Genomic DNA, 16,583 nt, shown 5'->3' on the forward strand with positions numbered 1-16,583 from the left:
ACCATGCCGGCATTCCCTCCAATAACAAACCCGTGCCTCAGCGCGGCCGATACTTGGCCCCTGACGCGCGTCCTTTCGCCTTGCCTGCGGAGAATAGAATTCGCCCCATGAACGGACCTGTCCCCACCAACCTTGCGCCAACCACCGGTGGCGGCAGCTGGCTGAGTGTGATCGCCCTGGCCCTCGCGGCTTTCATCTTCAACACCACTGAGTTCGTCCCGGTGGCGCTGCTCAGCGACATCGGCCGCAGTTTCGACATGAGCACCGCTCAGGTCGGCCTGATGCTGACCATCTATGCCTGGGTGGTGGCCTTGGCCTCGCTGCCGATGATGCTGCTCACGCGCAACATCGAGCGTCGACGCCTGCTGTTGTTCGTGTTTTTGGTGTTCGTGGTCAGCCACCTGCTGTCGTGGCTGTCGCAAAGTTTTGCCATGCTGCTGCTGAGCCGCATCGGCATCGCCCTGGCGCATGCCGTGTTCTGGTCCATCACCGCCTCGCTTGCGGTGCGTGTGGCGCCGCCAGGCCAGCAGGCCAAGGCGTTGGGCTTGCTGGCTACCGGTACGACCCTGGCAATGGTCCTGGGCATCCCGCTGGGGCGCGTGGTGGGCGAGGCGCTGGGCTGGCGGGTCACCTTCCTCAGCATTGCCGGAGTGGCGCTGGCCACCATGCTTTGCCTGATGAAATCGCTGCCGCTGCTGCCCAGCCAGAACTCCGGTTCGCTGCGCAGCTTGCCGATCCTGTTCAAACGCCCTGCACTGGTGATCACGTATGTGCTGGTGACCCTGGTGATCACTGCGCAATTCACGGCGTACAGCTACATTGAGCCGTTTGCCCTGCAGGTGGCACAGATCAGTGGTGAGCGCATCACGTTGTTGCTGCTGCTGTTCGGCGGTGCAGGGGTGTTTGGCTCGGTGCTGTTCAGCCGCTACAGCGACCACTTTCCGCATGGCCTGCTGGTAGGCTCGATCGGCTTGCTGGCGGCTTGCCTGCTGCTGCTGTTGCCGCTGGCGAGCAACTTCTATCTGTTTGCCGGGCTGAGCATGTTCTGGGGAGTCGCGATCCTGAGCTTCAGCCTGTCGCTGCAGTCCAAGACCCTGAAGCTGGCGTCCGATGCCACGGACGTGGCGATGGCGCTGTTCTCGGGCATCTATAACATCGGCATTGGCGGTGGGGCGTTGCTGGGCAGTATCGTCAGCAGCCAGATGGGGGTGGCCTCTGTCGGGTGGGCCGGCGGCAGTGTGGCGGTGGTCGGCTTGCTGCTGGCAATGGCCAGTACCCGGCGCTTTCGCGAGGCCCTGAGTCATTGATCGCCGTTATCGGTCCTATCGTCGGCAGCTGCCGACAGGGCCGGTACCGCCCACCTTCAACTCAGCCAAGCAGTGCAGCCCAGGCCGACACCAGCAACATGCCCGCCAACCCCCGGTTGAACCATAGCAACCGCCCCGGCGCCTGCAGCCAGCGGGCACTGCCTACCCCCAACAGTGCCCAAGTTGTCATGCACGGCAGGGCGATCAATAAAAACACCAGTGCCAATTGCCACACCGGCAGCGACGGCGCTGCAAACACGCCGATCACCGCCACAGCCATCATCCACACTTTCGGGTTCACCACTTGCAGCGACGCTGCGCTGAGGGCGTCGAAAGGCTTGGCTGCGCTGACATCCAGGGGCTGCCCCGCGCTGCGCAAAATGCGCCATGCCAGCCAGCTCAACCACAGCACTCCGGTCCAGCTCATCACCTGCTGGGCCAGCGGGTGACGCACCAGCAAGTCACCAAGGCCCAGGCCGACCAGCAACACGACCGCTGCCGCCGCGCCGCAACCCGCCAGGATCGGCGCCACGCTTGCGCGCAGGCCCTGCCGTGCGCCATGGGCAAGGATCAGCAGGTTGGTAGGCCCGGGGCTGATACTGGCTACCAGGGCGAAGAGCATGAACGGCAACAACGAATGCGACATGGTGAACGGCTCCTATTGAACAGGGCACCATGCTCGGCGATTGCTGCGTGTCAGTCTGGAAGGTTTGAGCAGCGGCGCCGGTAGTCCGCTGGGGTGAGCCGGTAGGCACGGCGGAACCAGCGCCCCAGGTGGCTCTGGTCAGCAAAGCCGAGCGCCATGGCCACTTCGGTCGGTGTCTGGCCTTGGGCAAGCAAACGCCGGGCACGGGCCAGGCGCAGCTGGATCAGATAGGCGTGCGGCGCCAGGCCGAATGCGGCCTTGAACGCACGGGTCAGGCGGAAGCGGTCCACGCCGCAGGCCAGTGCCAGGTCGTCCAGGCCGATGTCTTGGTCGAGGTGGGCATGCAGGTAGTCGCGCGCCCGCTGTGCCGTCAGCGGCAGGCGCGGGTCGGGGTTCAAGCGCTTGCGCCAGTGCAGGTGGCCGGTGAGGCAACTGAGCAGGTCATCGGTGGCAGTTTGCCGCACGATGCGCATTTCGCCACCATGCACCGCCTGAAAGGCGAGGGTAGTTGCGCGGGCAAGCTGGCGATCATCGCACAGCGTATCGGCGAAGCTTGGCAGGCTGTCACTGGGCGCCTGCTCGAACAGCACGCGTAGCTCGGCCTCAAGCCATTTTGGCTCCAGGTACAGGGTCGAATAGGTAAAGCCTTCCGCCGTTGGCGCATCGCCGTCGTGAATGTCGCCAGGCTCGAGCAGAAACACCTGCCCGGGCGTGCTGTGATGGCGTGTACGGCGGCAATGGAACTGCTGCACACCCTGCTCGGTGACCCCTACCAGAAAGCTGTCGTGCCAGTGCGGGTCGTAGGCGTGGCCAACGAAATGCGCACGCACCGACTCGATGCCGGTGTCGGCGTCTTGCTTGAGGTCGATCCAGTCGGGCATGGCGGCGAGGCTGCAGAGGGTAGGGCAGTTCACCTTAACGCAGAACCCCACCTGCGTTTAGAACAATTGTGCACCGCAGGCTTCAGTGCGGCTGCTGTGCCGCGAAACGCTCCCGCAGCCACAGGTGCAACTGCGATACCGCAGGCGACAGCTGCTTGCGGTGTGGGCACACCAAGGTTACCGGGCTCAGTTCGCCCGGGTGCTCCGGCAGCAGCACTTCCAGTTCGCCAGTCGCCACATTGGCGCTGACATCCAGCCACGACTTGTAGGCAATGCCCTCGCCGAGCACGGCCCAGCGCCGCACCACATCGGCATCGTCGCTGAACAGCGGGCCGCTCACCTGCACGGTACGGTTGCCCAGCCGCCACTTGTCGTAGGTTCGCCCCTGTTGCAGGTAAAGCAGGCACGCGTGCTGCTGCAAGTCATCCAGCATCTGCGGCCGCCCATGACGCGCCAGGTAGGCCGGCGAGGCCACCAGCACGCGGCGATTCCACGGTGCCAGTGGCAGGGCGATGTAGTTGGCTTCTTCGTTCAGGCCATAACGTATGGCCACGTCCACCGGGTCGCGGAACAGGTCGGCAACGTGGTCGGACAGGTGCAGCCGCAGGGTCAGCTCAGGATGCTCACGGCGAAAATCACTCAACCACGGCAGCAGGATGTTGCGGCCAAGGTCCGAGGGCGCCGACACCTGCAGCACCCCACGCAGGGTGCTGTGCGCGCCGTGCAGGTTATCGCGGCCCTGGCGCAGGCTCTGCAGCACGCTGAGCGCGGTGGGCAGGTACAGCTCACCCTCGGCTGTCAGGCGCAGGCTGCGGGTGGTACGTGCGAACAGGCGCACGTCCAGGTCGCGCTCCAGGCGTTTGATGGCGGCTGCGACCTGCCCGGGCAGCAGGTCTGCCTCGTGGGCAGCGGCGGTGAAACTTCCCAGTACGCTGCTGCGCACGAACAGTTCGAGGTCGGCGATGCGGAGCATTTTCACTCCATGGGTGAAAGTGTTGCTGCATTTTGCCGCTTTTTCTGGTTTGTAGGAAAGATAATATGCGCCACACGTCCCGTTCCGCTTAAGGAGTTGCAACATGGATACCGTTTCTCTGGCCAAGCGCCGCTACACCACCAAGGCGTACGATGCTGCCCGCAAGATCCCTCAGGCCACCATCGACGCCTTGCTCGAGCAGCTGCGCCACAGCCCATCCTCGGTCAATTCGCAGCCATGGCACTTCATCGTGGCCGACAGCGCCGAGGGCAAGGCACGTCTGGCCAAGAGCACGCTGGACGGTTTTGCCTACAACACGTCGAAGATCCTCGATGCTTCCCATGTGATCGTGTTCTGCACCCGCACCGACATGACCGAAGCACACCTGGACGCCGTGCTCGACCAGGAAGCGGCTGACGGACGTTTTCGTGATGATCAGGCCCGTGCCGGCCAGAACCAGAGCCGTCGCCATTATGTGAACCTGCACCGCTACGATCAGAAAGACCTGCAGCACTGGATGGAGAAGCAGACCTACCTGGCCCTGGGTACTGCGTTGCTCGGCGCTGCCGCCCATGGCCTGGACGCAACGCCGATCGAAGGTTTCGACAGCAAGATCATGGATGCCGAACTGGGCCTACGTGAGCAGGGTTACACCAGCGTGGTGGTGCTGAGCCTGGGTTACCGTAGCGAGTCGGACTTCAATGCCGGGCTGAACAAGTCGCGCTTGCCGGTTTCGAAGGTATTTACCTTCCTTTGAGGCAGGCGTCGTCGACCCGTCCTCTTCGCGGGCAAACCCGCGAAGAGGACGGCTCAGCAAACGGTAAAGCCCAGGTTCACCACAAGGCCAGCGAAGCCCCCGCAACTGTGCGTTCGAACACCTCAATCGCTTTGTCTACCTCGGCTTCGCCGGTAAACCGCCCGATGCTCATGCGCACGCTTTTGCGCGCCTGCGCCTCATCCAGCCCCAACGCCAGCAGCACATGCGACGGCGCGTGGCTCGCCGAATTGCACGCCGAGGTGGTCGACAGCGCCAGCTCACCGGCCAGCGCCATGCTGTTGAAGCCCGGGGCCTCGATACACAGGTTCAAGGTATGCGCAATGCGCTGGTCGGCGCAGCCGTTAAGCTTGACCCCTGGCACTGCCAGCAGCCCCTCGCGCAGCCGCCTGGCAAGCCGCTCGATGCGCTGGTGCTCGCTGTCGCCAGGCTGGCCGGCCAGGGCGAAGGCGCTGCCCATGCCAACGATCTGATGGGTAGGCAGGGTGCCTGAGCGCAGCCCACGCTCATGGCCACCACCGTGAATCTGCGCACGCATCAAGGCACGTGCGCGAGCCCCGACATACAGCGCACCGATGCCTTTTGGCCCATAGACCTTGTGGGCAGAAAACGACATCAAGTCTACCGCCATCGCCCGCAAATCGATGGCCAGCTTGCCCACCGCCTGGGCTGCATCCACGTGCAGCAGGGCGCCATGGGCGCGCACACGTTCGCCAATGGCAGCGAAATCGGTGACGGTGCCCAGTTCGTTGTTGACCGCCATCAGTGACACCAGGCGGGTATCGTCGCGCAGGGCCGCTTGTACGTCATAGGGTTGAATCAGGCCGGCAGCGTCCGGTGCCAGGCGGGTGACTGCCCACCCTTGGCGCTCCAGTTCGCTGACGGTATCGAGCACGGCCTTGTGCTCGAGCTGACTGGTAATCAGGTGGCCTGGCTGGCCCATGCCCTGGGCGATGCCTTTGAGTGCAAGGTTGTTGGACTCGGTGGCGCCCGATGTCCAGACCAGGTCCTGCGCGCTCGCCCCGACGCAGTCGGCCACTTGCTGGCGAGCTTGCTCGACGGCATCGCGGGCGCTCTGGCCGTAGGCGTGACCGGAGGAGGCGGGGTTGCCGAAGTTCACCTGGCGGCCGAGGCAGGTGAGCATGGTTTCGATGACGCGCTCGTCTACCGGTGTGGTGGCGGCGTAGTCGAAATAGAGTGGGGAGCTGGGCATGGCGGTGGGTCCGTCGCTGTCGCCGCGGGTTCGGCGATCCTGACAGCAAGCGTACCCTCGGCGCTGCGAAAATTTTTGCCCTTGATTTCATGATTTAACAGGTTTTGTAGAAAAATATTCTCCAAAGGCGGTTGATCGTAGGCCATTTAGAGGGTGCCGGAGGGGTCACACGGGTTCCGGCGCCCGTTCTTCTTCCGCTACCACCCGTTGGCACAACTCGATGATCTGCTCGCGCATCCAGCGGTTGGCCGGGTCCTGGTCGGTGCTTTCATGCCAGTACAGGTGCGTTTCAAGCGCAGGCACTTCCACCGGCAAGGGCTGGTAGCGCAATTGGTGGCGACGGGCAAACCGTTCTGGCACGGTCATCGCCATGTCGGTCTGTTGCAGCACCTGTGAAGCCATCAGGTAATGTTGCGAGCGCAGGGCGACCTTGCGTTGCACGCCCATTTTGCCTAGCGCCAGATCGACATAACCCAGGCCGTTTCGACGGCTGGAAATATGGATATGGGTCATGCCCAGGTAGCTCTCGACGGTGAGTTTGGCGTCGGCCAGCGGGTGGCCCTGGCGCAGGGCGCAGACGTATCGGTCCTGCATCAGCTTGACATGGCGCACCTGCGGATCTGTGTTCAAGGGTGCGTCGACGGCGAAGTCCAGGCGCCCTGCAGCCAGCTCCTTGGTAGTTTCGCGGCGCTTGCACAGGAAGCTCTCGATCAGCACCGCAGGCGCCAGCCGCCGCAGGCGCTGGAACAGCGGGGGCAGGATCACCGCTTCGGTAAGGTCGGTCATGCTGATGCGGAAGGTCTTGTTGGCCTGCTGCGGGTTGAAGATGCGGCTTTCCTGCACCGAGGTGCGCAGCAGCGCCAACGCGTTGCGCACCGGGCCGATGATGTTCTGCGCCATGGGGGTGGGCACCATGCCCTGGGCGGTGCGCACGAACAAAGGGTCGTTGAAGGTTTCGCGCAGGCGCGAGAGAGCGTTTGACACCGCTGGTTGGGTAATGCCGACGATCTGCCCGGCGCGGGTCAGGTTGGCTTCGGTGTAGATCGCATCGAAGACGATGAACAGGTTCAGGTCGACCTTGCTGAGGTTCATGGGCGCCGCTCTTTGTTGGAATTATCGGCCGATCATATATCGGTTATGAATGTTTATACACGCAGAAAATAGACTAGGTGGATTGAGTTGCACTGCTCTAGGCTCTGCCCATGTACTTCGAACCGTGAAGGTAGCCCCGATGGATTTCGCCTATTCACCCAAGGTCCAGGCTCTGCGCGAGCGCGTCACTGCGTTCATGGATGCCCATGTCTATCCCGCTGAACCGGTGTTCGAGCGCCAGGTCGCCGAGGGTGACCGCTGGCAGCCCACCGCAATCATGGAAGAACTCAAGGCCAAGGCCCGCGCCGAGGGCCTGTGGAACCTGTTCCTGCCCGAGTCGCAGTACGGTGCCGGCCTGAGCAACCTGGAATACGCGCCCCTGGCCGAGATCATGGGCCGCTCGCTGCTGGGGCCGGAGCCCTTCAACTGCTCGGCGCCGGACACCGGCAACATGGAAGTGCTGGTGCGCTATGGCAGCGAGGCGCAGAAGCGCCAGTGGCTGGAGCCTCTGCTGCGGGGCGAGATTCGCTCGGCTTTTGCCATGACCGAACCGGACGTGGCCTCCTCGGACGCCACCAACATGGCCGCCACTGCCGTGCGTGACGGTGATGAGTGGGTGATCAACGGCCGCAAGTGGTGGACCTCCGGGGCCTGCGACCCGCGCTGCAAGGTGATGATCTTCATGGGCCTGTCCAATCCTGATGGCCCGCGCCACCAGCAGCACTCGATGGTGCTGGTGCCGACCGACGCAGCGGGGGTGAAGATCGTTCGTCCGTTGCCCGTCTTCGGCTACGACGACGCACCCCATGGCCACGCCGAGGTGTTGTTCGAGAACGTGCGTGTGCCCTACGAAAACGTGATCCTTGGTGAGGGGCGCGGCTTCGAGATCGCTCAGGGGCGCCTGGGCCCAGGCCGTATTCACCACTGCATGCGTTCGGTGGGCATGGCCGAACGGGCGCTGGAGCTGATGTGCAGGCGCTCCGTCGAGCGCACCGCGTTCGGCCGGCCGCTGGCACGGCTGGGCGGCAATGTCGACAAGATCGCTGACTCACGCATGGAAATCGACATGGCGCGGCTGCTGACCCTCAAGGCGGCGTACATGATGGACACGGTCGGCAACAAGGTGGCGCGCAGTGAGATCGCCCAGATCAAGGTGGTGGCGCCGAATGTCGCATTGAAGGTGATCGACCGTGCGATTCAGCTCCATGGTGGGGCAGGGGTGAGTGGGGATTTCCCGCTGGCGTACATGTACGCGATGCAGCGTACCTTGCGCCTGGCTGATGGGCCGGATGAGGTGCACCGGGCGGCGATTGGCAAGTATGAGATCGGCAAGTATGTGCCGGTGGATATGTTGCGTAGCGGGCGGTGAGGGCCCGCTCGACGAACTTTTTCTGGGTGTCTTTGTAAGTAAGGTAAGCGGCAGATGTAGGAAGCGTCTCGTTTTCAGTTTCAGGCACTGGAAGCCCTGTTGCAGGTGTTAGGTTTCGAAACCTCACCAATGCACAGGGAACTTGCCAATGCGTTTCAACCTGGATGGGAAAGGCCAGGCGGTAGATGGGGACACCACTACCACTGGCGCTGTTTGTATCGCTACCGGGGCCAGGTCTTTGACTAATGGGCGCATGGTCCTCAGGGTGGGAGACAGCACAACACCCTGCCCCCTCTGCGGCGAGGCAGGGACCGTCGCCGAAGGTGTGTGGCATTTCATTTCCGACGGTCGTGCCGTGGCCATGGATGGTGCACGGGTCAATTGCGGCTGCCCGCCCGGTAGCAATCGGGTCGTTGCACCGCTGGGCGAGGCACCCTCAGCCAGGCAGGCATATGCCGCCAATCGCGGGCTTTCCCCCGCAGTATCGCCTGCTGCTTACTCGCAGAGCTTTTCGCAAAGTTTTGCAACTGCAATGCCCGGTTCACTGGAACCAGGTTTCTTTATCGTCCCCCGAAGCATGTCGTTCTCCCAGGTGTTGCTCAAACTGTTCGAGCATGACGCTACGTTGCCGATTTCCCGTCTGCAGCGGCTGAACCCCACGTTCGAACAAGGTTTCAAGGCCGGAGAAATCTTCGTCATCGCAGACCCGGACAATGGTGATGCCTGTACCCGCGAGGAAACCACACTGATGGCGGCCGCTCAACAGGTGCGGCACGCGTTAGCGGCACTTGATTTTGCGGAGTCGGATTTCATGGTGCAGCACCAGGCTGAGATTGCCGGGTTGCTCAGTAGCGCGAGCCAGTCGATGGGGGTGGGCAAGGACATGCTGGACCAGGGATTGAAACAGGTAAGGAATACTCTGACCCAGATAGAGCAATTGCACCAACGCGAATTTTTGCGACATGGGCATTTGAACAGTCGAGAGTTTTTTGCGTCGCGGCGCCAGTTGTTGCAGCAGTTGGACAATCAACTGAAGGTGGCGTTTCTAAATAAACAGCTGAATCTTGGCAGTTACGAGCGGCTGAAGAAAAGCCTGAATATTTCGACGAAAAGTCTTGTTCATCATTGGTCGAAGGCGGGTGGGGCCGGGCAGATACCGGGGTATGCAACGCATCTGGACAAGGTGGCGAAGCTATCCAAGTATCTCAAGCAAGGTGGCAATGTAGCCATTGGGCTCGGTGCGACATCGTCGTACCTCAACGTGAGGGAGGTCTGCCAAGCCGGGAGCACTGAGGCGTGCAGGAAGGCCCGCTTCGTAGAGTCTGGAAAGTTTGGCGGCGGGGTAGGGGGTGGAATGGCGGCTTCGGCACTGGCGACATGGGCTGCCGGAGCAGTATGTGCTGGATTTGCCGTTGGGACCGGCGGATTAGCGGTGCCACTGTGCGGTGTTTTAGTAGTCGGAGGAAGCGGTTTTGCTGGCGGAAAGTTAGGTGAGTGGGCCGGTGAGGGTATTGGCGAATACATTTTTGAGTCTTCAGATGATGAGTTTTGATGCTTGGCCCGTAGCCGTAAAACTAACATTCTTGATTATGCCGTTTGTGATTTCTCTGGCCGGAATTGCGATGAATGCATATATCACTTTGACGCGCGACTATGATGTTGTTTGCTCTTCCATTACAAGCAATTCATATGTTGAGGCCTTAAAGGTTACTTGGGGTACTTCCAGTTTCAAGTGGCGTTTTTTATTGGTGTGTACGATCGGCAATCTGATCAACTTCCCAGGTTTTGTATTGCGTCGCGGGCAGGTGGATGCTGAGGAGCTAAAAGCATTCCCCGCCGCGCTAAAACGCCGGCTGGCCATATCTGCATGGCTGACCATCATTGGTTTCGGTTGGTTAACAGTTGCAGCGTTAGTGATGAAGTTTTCCAAAATGAATTGATCCGGCTGTCCTGAGTTTATCGAGGAAACTCAGGGGAAAGGGGAAGGTCAGACCCGCAATTGCGGGTCTTCTTCCTTCTTGGCGCTCTTGGTCTGTGCGGATGGGGGCTGTTCCCCTTGCGCTTCATCCATGACCGCTTTCTGCCCACGCGTCTTGATCAGCGACACCACCACCCCACCGAGCAACAACCCGAACGTCACGCCCAGCGACAGCAGTGCTGGCACCTTGCCCACCATGCCGTGGTAGAAGATCTTGCAGCCGATGAAAATCAGCACCAGCGCCAGTGCGTACTTGAGGTAAACGAAGCGGTGCATCAATGCCGACAAGGCAAAGTACAGTGAACGCAAACCGAGAATGGCAAAGATGTTCGAGGTGTAGACGATGAACGGATCCTGCGTGATGGCGAAGATTGCAGGCACGCTGTCGACGGCAAACACCAGGTCGGCCAGCTCGATCAGCACCAGCGCCAGGAACAGCGGTGTGGCATAGCGCAATGCCTTGCTCTCGCCTGGCGGGGTGAGGCGCACGAAGAAGTGTGAACCGTGAATCTGGTCGGTCACGCGCATGTGCCGCCTGACAAACTTGAGCACCGGGTTGTTGGCCAGGTCGGGGTGGCTGTCTTCTTTCGAAAACGCCATTTTTACCCCGGTAAACAGCAGGAATGCCCCGAAGATGTACAGCACCCATTCAAAGTTCTGTACCAGTGTTGCGCCCACGCCGATCATGATCGCACGCAGGAACACCACCCCCAGGATGCCCCAGAACAGCACCCGATGCTGGTAACGACGGGGGATGGCGAAGAAACCGAAAATCATCGCCATGACGAACACGTTGTCCATCGACAAGGACTGTTCGACTAAAAAACCGGTGTAGAACTCAAGCGCCGACTGCGCGCCTAGTTGGTACCAGACCCACGCGCCGAACAGCACGCCCACGCTGAAATAGCCCGAGTACAGCAGCAGGCTTTCGCGCATTTCGATTTCACGTTCTTTGCGGTGCAGCACGCCCAGGTCGAGTACCAGCAGGCCGATGACGATGGCCATGAACACCAGCCACAACCAGGTGCTGGTACCGAGGAATGGTGTTGTGAGAAATGTGTGTAGAGCTGTCATGAGCCCCTCCTTGATTGTCGACGTTGCATGGCAACAGTGATCCGACATGGCGGCGCGGTAGCCGTCAGAGGGGCCCGGTATCACATGGGTTTGAGCCTAGACCCATTTCCCCGTGATGCCGAATGGCGCGCTGTTACAAATTTTTGCCTGAGCCTGTGCGCGGCTGCCTGCCTCAGTACACCCAAACCTCCACCCGGCGGTTACGCAAGCGTCCCTGTTCCAGCTCGTTACCCGCAACCGGCAACTCGTCGCCCATGCCGGTCACCTCCAGCACTTCGACGCCATCGCGCGCCAGCTCACGGCGTACCGCCTGTGCTCGCAGGCGCGAGAGCAGGGCGGCACGGCCCGGTGTTGCCTTGGTGTCGCCAAAGCCGACCAGCACCGCCTTGCTGTGCAGCTTGCCGGCCTGGCGCAGGTAGTCGGCGACGCGCTGTATGTCGCGCAGCGCTTTGTTGTCGAGGCTGGCACTGCCTTCCTGGAAGCGGAAGTTGACGCTCAGGCGCTGGGCCTTCTGCGCCAAGTTGCGGTAGCGCGGCGGCATGTCGACCTGCGCCGGTACGGCCAGGGACTTGACCTGCTGTGAGACGAACCCTTGCTCGGCGACGATGGCCTGGCCGGCAGGGCTTTGGGCGAATTCTGCCAGGGCCTTGGCCTGTGATTTGGCGTTGGCGGGCAAATAGAAGTACAGCCGGCGTGACAGGGGGTAATCCTCGCTCGCCACCAGCGGGCGGTCCGGCAGCATAGCTGGCGCATCGCCTTCGGCGATCGCCAGCACCTTGGCTCCGTGCACCGCTGCCAGGCTGCTGAACCCGATGGCCTGGCGATCTGTACGTACCCGATCGGCCAGCTCATCACTGGATTCGAAACGCTGCGCCTGCTGGGCCAGTTCACTGCGGTGCGGTTCCAGCACCAGTGCCTTGAAGGTCTCGAAGGTCCCGGAGCGGTCGTCGCGTGCATAGAGGTGTATCGGGCCGCCTGCCAAGCCCAGTTGCTCCCAATACTGGATGCGCCCCGAGAAGATGTGTGCCAATTGTTCGGTGGTGAGCTGTGGCAGGGGATTATCGGGGTGGACGAACACTGCAACACCATCCAGACCGATCACTTGCTCGGCACCGGCTGCACGCAGGTCACCCAGCGCCTTGAGCTGGCGCACCTCGGCATCGTTGATGGGGCGAGACGCTGCGGCCAGGTCGGCCTCGCCACGGCCAAGCGCGATAAAGCCGGTGCTCGAGCCGTGCGCCGCGATGTCGATGCGCAGAGGCTGGCCTTGGGCATCAACGGCGGTTATCACGGTCTCGTTTGCCACAGCGCCTGGCCGTTGCTCGATCGCCGTTGCCTGCTGTGCCCAAAGATGCCCCTGCACCAGCGCAGGCAGCAGGGCCGCGCCGATGGTGTTGGAACCTTGCACGCGCAGCTGCACAGGCTCGGCCACGGCCGTCAGGGGGAGCAGGGGAAGCAGCAAGAGCAACAGACGGAGCATGCCGGGCGACCTTTGGCACAGAGTTGCCCGGCAGATTACGACAGTGGCGTGACCGAAATGTGACCATGGGCGTGCCAGCGCTAAGCTGTCGGGCTGCCTCAGGTGTGCGGAGCCTGCTTGGGCACTGCACCACCGGCATACTGCGGTTTCAGGTGCCCTTGGTCATCCAGCAGGTAAGCATCCATCACCTCGCGCACGACCGGCCCGGCCACCCGGCCGCCGGCCTCGCCGTTCTCGATCATCACGGCCACCACCACGCTCGGGTGCTCGGCAGGTGCAAAGCCGACGAACAGGGCGTTGTCGCGGTGGCGCTCCAGGGTCTTGTTGCGGTTGTAGCGCTCCCCCTGCTTGATCGCCACCACCTGCGCGGTGCCGCTCTTGCCGGCGATGCGGTATTGGGCGCCGGCGGCGGCGGCGCGGGCAATGCCGCGCGGGTCGTGCATGACCATCTGCATGCCCTGGCTGACCTGGTCCCAGGCATGCCGGTCGTGCAGCACGATGTCGGGCATCGGGTTCGGGTCCACCGGGGTTTCACCCCCCACGGTCATGGCCAGGTGCGGGCGGTGCCAAACGCCCTTGCTGGCCAGCAGGCTGGTGGCCTGGGCCAGTTGTAGCGGGGTGACCTGCATGTAGCCCTGGCCGATGCCCAGGATCAGCGTTTCGCCGGGGTACCAGGCCTGGCGGCGGGTGGCGCGTTTCCACTGGGCAGACGGCATCAAACCCGAAGCCTCTTCGTTCATGTCCAGCGAGACCTTATGGCCAAGGCCGAATTCGGCCATGTAGTCGTGCAGGCGGTCGATGCCGAGCTTGTGCGCCAGGTCGTAGAAGTAGGTGTCGTTGGAGCGCATGATGGCGGTGTACATGTCTACCCAGCCATCGCCGCTGCGGTTCCAGTTACGGTACTTGTGTTCGTAGTTGGGCAGCTCGTAGTACCCGGGGTCGAACACCCGGCTGCCGGGGGTGATCACGCCACTGTCGAGGCCGGCGATGGCCACTTCCGGCTTGATCGTCGACCCCGGTGCATACAGCCCACGCAGCACGCGGTTGAACAGCGGCCGGTCGATGGAATCGCGCAGGGCCGCGTACTGTTTAAAGCTGATGCCCTTGACGAACAGGTTGGGATCGAAACTGGGGTTGCTGACCATTGCCAGCACGTCGCCGTTGGCCGGGTCAAGCACCACCACCGCCCCACGGCGGTCGCCCAAGGCTTTTTCTGCAGCCACTTGCAGGTGGGCGTCGAGGCTCAGCACAATGTCTTCGCCTGGGGTAGGGGCCTGGTGCTTGAGCACGCGCATCACCCGGCCCTGGGCATTGGTCTCGACCTCCTCGTAGCCGACGTGGCCGTGCAGCTGGCTTTCGTAGAAGTGTTCGATACCGGTCTTGCCGATCGATTGGGTGCCGCGATACTCGGTGCTGTCGAGGGTCTTGGCTTCCCTTTCATTGATGCGCCCGACATAGCCGACCGAATGGGCGAAGTGCTCGGCCAGCGGGTATTCACGGATGAACTGCGGTTCTACATCCAGGCCCGGCAGGCGGAACTGGTTGACCGCTACCAGGGCGATCTGCTCCTCGGTCAGGCCAACCATCAGGGTGACCGGTTCAAACGGCTTGCGTCCACGGCGCAGGTCCTTGTCGAACTGCTTGCGGTCATCCTCGCCCAAGCTCAGGACCTGGGTCAGGGTGTCGAGCACCTTGGCCGAATCGCCGGCGCGCTCACGGGTCATGGTCAGGTCGAAACTGGGCTTGTTGTCAGCCAGCACCACACCGTTGCGGTCGTAGATCAGCCCGCGCTCGGGTGCGATGGGCAGTACGTGTACGCGGTTGTTTTCCGATACCGCGCTTTGCTGGTCGTGTTGCAGCACTTGCAGCACGTAGAGACGGCCGATCAGCACGGCGACCAGGCAGAAGACCAGGGCAGCGCAAGCCAGGAGCCGGCGGTTGACCAGGTGCTTTTCCTTTTCGTGGTCCTTGAGGGGGATCGGTTGGGGCATGGGCGGTGGTGTGTCGGTTGAACGCAAACCTGTGGGAGCCGGCCTGCCGGCGACTACGCCAGGCCAGCCAACATGGATGTAGACGAGTGCCATGCACTCGAATCGCCGGCAAGCCGGCTCCCACAAGGATGCGGGGCGGCGATGCTACGCGTGCCGGGGGCGCGCCTCAAGACAGGCGCGATGCGCGAAGCCGGGCATCCGGCGTTTCATCCCGCAACACGGGCGCTCACAGCCACTATGAAGATTTGTTCATGCGGTACCGGTGTGCCGTCTACTTGCCTGCCGCCAACAGGTTGTCCCGCGTCTGTTGCTCGACCGTTCGTTGAATCTCCTGCGCCAGGGTCTTCACGTCATGTTGCTCGATTTCCTTGGGCATGACCTGGAAGCCGATCGAGTTGTACAGCCGCCCCCAGGCAGCCTGGGCATCGGAGTAGGCAGCCTCGCGCTGATAGCGCGAAAGCAGCAGCCGGCCCTCGGCGCGGATCAGTTCCAGCTCGCTGCCCAGTGCTGCGTTGCGCGATGACTGCGCGTAGTTGAGCAGGCTCTGGTCAACGCGCAGGCTTTCGTCGGCAAACTCCACTTCCTGACGCGCCAGCTGGTAGCGCAGCAGGCCGACGCGGACCTGGGTGAGAATCGCCATGGACAGCGCTGTGCGGCGCATGTCATCGGTTTTTTCCTGGCTTTTTTCCGCCGCTGTGATGTCCGGGTACTGCAGCAGGCGCAGCAGGTTCATCGAGACGTTGATGCCGGTCTGGTTCCAGTCACTGTTGTACAGGTATTTGTTGGAGTCGTACTCGTAGCCGTAGTTGAAACTCACGTTTGGCCACAGCTGTGCCTTGGCGATCTTCAGATCGTTCATGCTGACGCGTTTGCGATACCACTCCTCCATGATTTCCGGGCGGCGCTCCAGGGACAGACGCTCCAGCTGTTCGACGTTGCTGGTCAGCAGTGGCAGCGGCTGCTCGGTGACGTCGGCCAGCACCATGCGGGTGTTGGGTGGCAGCGACATCAGCGCGGCAAGCTCGGCGCGGGCGAACTCAAGGTCCTGGCGGCGCACGGTGAGCATGTACACCGAATCGAGCAGGGCGCGCTGGTAGGCCAGGATGTCCTGGCGCGGCAGCAGGCCTTTGCCTTCGGCTTCGCGGGCTGAGGTCAGGGCGCGGTGAGTGCGCATCAGCAGGCCGTCCACCTCGGGCAGCAGACGCTGTGCGCCGAGGGCGCGCCAGTAGGCGTTGCGCACATCCTGCAGCACGTTCTGCGCGACCTTTTCACGGCGCTCCTCGGCCATCAGCATCTGGTCGTTCTTCTGCTGCGTGCGGAAGTAGGCGACCCCGAAGTCCAGCAGGCTCCACGACAGCCCAAGGCTGTAAAGGGTGCGGTAACGTTCTTCGGAGGTGGACGGACGCAAGCTGACCTGGCGGTCCTCGATGCCGATCGATGTGCCACCGGAATCATTGTTGCGCCCGGCGTAGCCGGCGGAGGCTACCAGACGCGGCAGCATCTCGTGGCTGGAGACATCGCGCAGGTCCGATGCCAGCGCGCTTTCCAGCAGTTTCAGGCGGTAGTCGAGGTTGTACTTGAGGGCGCGCGCCGAGGCCTCGTAGAAGGTGATTGGTCCATTGACTGGCTCCTGCTCCTTGTACATGCGGGCCTGGTCTTCGATCACCCGCTGGCGCATCTGGTCCTCGGTGTAGGGCTTGGGTTCGAAGGCCGAGCAGGCGCTGAGCAGAACGCTGAATGCAGTGAAAGTGCTCAGGGCTTTAAAGTTCGATACGGGCATAGGCTGTCCTTGGTCCATCCGTGT

General features: G+C 62.4%; 14 protein-coding genes. 5 read left to right on the forward strand and 9 right to left on the reverse strand.

Annotated elements, in window-relative coordinates; genetic code table 11:
* The first annotated feature begins 107 nt into the window (after positions 1 to 107).
* On the forward strand, positions 108 to 1,307 hold the full coding sequence (locus tag NGJ21_RS19350; RefSeq protein ID WP_046785789.1) for a sugar transporter: 1,200 nt from the start codon (positions 108 to 110) through the stop codon (positions 1,305 to 1,307).
* 61 nt (positions 1,308 to 1,368) lie between these two features.
* On the opposite strand, the gene NGJ21_RS19355 is transcribed toward NGJ21_RS19350, so the two are convergent.
* From NGJ21_RS19355 to NGJ21_RS19365, 3 genes are all read right to left on the reverse strand, one after another.
* Positions 1,369 to 1,953 carry a LysE family translocator gene (locus tag NGJ21_RS19355; protein WP_115274500.1) on the reverse strand — a complete coding sequence of 195 codons (585 nt, stop codon included), beginning with the start codon at positions 1,951 to 1,953 and terminating at the stop codon, positions 1,369 to 1,371.
* 50 nt (positions 1,954 to 2,003) lie between these two features.
* The gene (locus tag NGJ21_RS19360; protein ID WP_115274501.1) at positions 2,004 to 2,834 is read right to left on the reverse strand and encodes an AraC family transcriptional regulator; all 831 of its coding nucleotides are present in this window, start codon (positions 2,832 to 2,834) and stop codon (positions 2,004 to 2,006) included.
* Positions 2,835 to 2,916: 82 nt separating this feature from the next.
* Positions 2,917 to 3,807: a LysR family transcriptional regulator gene (locus NGJ21_RS19365; RefSeq protein ID WP_119687264.1), complete on the reverse strand. Its 891-nt coding sequence runs from the start codon at positions 3,805 to 3,807 to the stop codon at positions 2,917 to 2,919.
* Between the two features lie 103 nt (positions 3,808 to 3,910).
* Here NGJ21_RS19365 and nfsB point away from each other — a divergent pair, with 103 nt between their 5' ends.
* Entirely contained in the window at positions 3,911 to 4,564 is a 654-nt protein-coding gene (nfsB, locus tag NGJ21_RS19370; RefSeq protein ID WP_237858727.1) for an oxygen-insensitive NAD(P)H nitroreductase, read from the forward strand.
* A gap of 76 nt (positions 4,565 to 4,640) precedes the next feature.
* On the opposite strand, the gene NGJ21_RS19375 is transcribed toward nfsB, so the two are convergent.
* The gene (locus NGJ21_RS19375; protein WP_251962520.1) at positions 4,641 to 5,795 is read right to left on the reverse strand and encodes a cysteine desulfurase family protein; all 1,155 of its coding nucleotides are present in this window, start codon (positions 5,793 to 5,795) and stop codon (positions 4,641 to 4,643) included.
* Between the two features lie 165 nt (positions 5,796 to 5,960).
* The gene (locus tag NGJ21_RS19380) at positions 5,961 to 6,887 is read right to left on the reverse strand and encodes a LysR family transcriptional regulator (protein ID WP_046785795.1); all 927 of its coding nucleotides are present in this window, start codon (positions 6,885 to 6,887) and stop codon (positions 5,961 to 5,963) included.
* Positions 6,888 to 7,026: 139 nt separating this feature from the next.
* Between NGJ21_RS19380 and NGJ21_RS19385 the strand changes: the two genes are divergently transcribed.
* The 3 genes from NGJ21_RS19385 to NGJ21_RS19395 all read left to right on the forward strand — a co-directional run bounded on the left by NGJ21_RS19385 (position 7,027) and on the right by NGJ21_RS19395 (position 10,196).
* Positions 7,027 to 8,256 carry an acyl-CoA dehydrogenase gene (locus tag NGJ21_RS19385; RefSeq protein WP_115274505.1) on the forward strand — a complete coding sequence of 410 codons (1,230 nt, stop codon included), beginning with the start codon at positions 7,027 to 7,029 and terminating at the stop codon, positions 8,254 to 8,256.
* Between the two features lie 148 nt (positions 8,257 to 8,404).
* Positions 8,405 to 9,808, forward strand: a complete 1,404-nt coding sequence (locus NGJ21_RS19390; RefSeq protein WP_251962521.1) for a PAAR domain-containing protein — start codon at positions 8,405 to 8,407, stop codon at positions 9,806 to 9,808.
* On the forward strand, positions 9,795 to 10,196 hold the full coding sequence (locus tag NGJ21_RS19395; RefSeq protein WP_115274507.1) for a hypothetical protein: 402 nt from the start codon (positions 9,795 to 9,797) through the stop codon (positions 10,194 to 10,196). The genes NGJ21_RS19390 and NGJ21_RS19395 overlap by 14 nt, the downstream gene beginning before the upstream one ends.
* 47 nt (positions 10,197 to 10,243) lie before the next feature.
* On the opposite strand, the gene NGJ21_RS19400 is transcribed toward NGJ21_RS19395, so the two are convergent.
* From NGJ21_RS19400 to NGJ21_RS19415, 4 genes are all read right to left on the reverse strand, one after another.
* Positions 10,244 to 11,308, reverse strand: a complete 1,065-nt coding sequence (locus NGJ21_RS19400; protein WP_119687262.1) for a TerC family protein — start codon at positions 11,306 to 11,308, stop codon at positions 10,244 to 10,246.
* A gap of 172 nt (positions 11,309 to 11,480) precedes the next feature.
* Complete coding sequence (locus NGJ21_RS19405) at positions 11,481 to 12,788, reverse strand: substrate-binding domain-containing protein (protein WP_251962522.1); 1,308 nt, start codon at positions 12,786 to 12,788, stop codon at positions 11,481 to 11,483.
* Positions 12,789 to 12,886: 98 nt separating this feature from the next.
* Positions 12,887 to 14,779 carry a penicillin-binding protein 2 gene (gene mrdA, locus NGJ21_RS19410; RefSeq protein WP_119687260.1) on the reverse strand — a complete coding sequence of 631 codons (1,893 nt, stop codon included), beginning with the start codon at positions 14,777 to 14,779 and terminating at the stop codon, positions 12,887 to 12,889.
* A 271-nt stretch (positions 14,780 to 15,050) separates the two neighbouring features.
* Complete coding sequence (locus tag NGJ21_RS19415) at positions 15,051 to 16,559, reverse strand: TolC family protein (RefSeq protein WP_115274511.1); 1,509 nt, start codon at positions 16,557 to 16,559, stop codon at positions 15,051 to 15,053.
* Positions 16,560 to 16,583: the final 24 nt, after the last annotated feature.

Origin of the sequence: Pseudomonas sp. Marseille-Q5299, from assembly GCF_943737035.1 — a bacterium.
Classification (GTDB): domain Bacteria; phylum Pseudomonadota; class Gammaproteobacteria; order Pseudomonadales; family Pseudomonadaceae; genus Aquipseudomonas; species Aquipseudomonas putida_E.

What these genes read in the sequence shown, in the direction of transcription:
- NGJ21_RS19360 (WP_115274501.1), bottom strand. Translation starts at nt 2,834, where the DNA reads ATGCCCGACTGGATCGACCTCAAGCAAGACGCCGACACCGGCATCGAG.
- NGJ21_RS19385 (WP_115274505.1), top strand. Translation starts at nt 7,027, where the DNA reads ATGGATTTCGCCTATTCACCCAAGGTCCAGGCTCTGCGCGAGCGCGTC.
- NGJ21_RS19395 (WP_115274507.1), top strand. Translation starts at nt 9,795, where the DNA reads ATGATGAGTTTTGATGCTTGGCCCGTAGCCGTAAAACTAACATTCTTG.
- NGJ21_RS19405 (WP_251962522.1), bottom strand. Translation starts at nt 12,788, where the DNA reads ATGCTCCGTCTGTTGCTCTTGCTGCTTCCCCTGCTCCCCCTGACGGCC.
- NGJ21_RS19350 (WP_046785789.1), top strand. Translation starts at nt 108, where the DNA reads ATGAACGGACCTGTCCCCACCAACCTTGCGCCAACCACCGGTGGCGGC.
- nfsB (WP_237858727.1), top strand. Translation starts at nt 3,911, where the DNA reads ATGGATACCGTTTCTCTGGCCAAGCGCCGCTACACCACCAAGGCGTAC.
- NGJ21_RS19415 (WP_115274511.1), bottom strand. Translation starts at nt 16,559, where the DNA reads ATGCCCGTATCGAACTTTAAAGCCCTGAGCACTTTCACTGCATTCAGC.
- NGJ21_RS19365 (WP_119687264.1), bottom strand. Translation starts at nt 3,807, where the DNA reads ATGCTCCGCATCGCCGACCTCGAACTGTTCGTGCGCAGCAGCGTACTG.
- NGJ21_RS19380 (WP_046785795.1), bottom strand. Translation starts at nt 6,887, where the DNA reads ATGAACCTCAGCAAGGTCGACCTGAACCTGTTCATCGTCTTCGATGCG.
- NGJ21_RS19390 (WP_251962521.1), top strand. Translation starts at nt 8,405, where the DNA reads ATGCGTTTCAACCTGGATGGGAAAGGCCAGGCGGTAGATGGGGACACC.
- mrdA (WP_119687260.1), bottom strand. Translation starts at nt 14,779, where the DNA reads ATGCCCCAACCGATCCCCCTCAAGGACCACGAAAAGGAAAAGCACCTG.
- NGJ21_RS19400 (WP_119687262.1), bottom strand. Translation starts at nt 11,308, where the DNA reads ATGACAGCTCTACACACATTTCTCACAACACCATTCCTCGGTACCAGC.
- NGJ21_RS19355 (WP_115274500.1), bottom strand. Translation starts at nt 1,953, where the DNA reads ATGTCGCATTCGTTGTTGCCGTTCATGCTCTTCGCCCTGGTAGCCAGT.
- NGJ21_RS19375 (WP_251962520.1), bottom strand. Translation starts at nt 5,795, where the DNA reads ATGCCCAGCTCCCCACTCTATTTCGACTACGCCGCCACCACACCGGTA.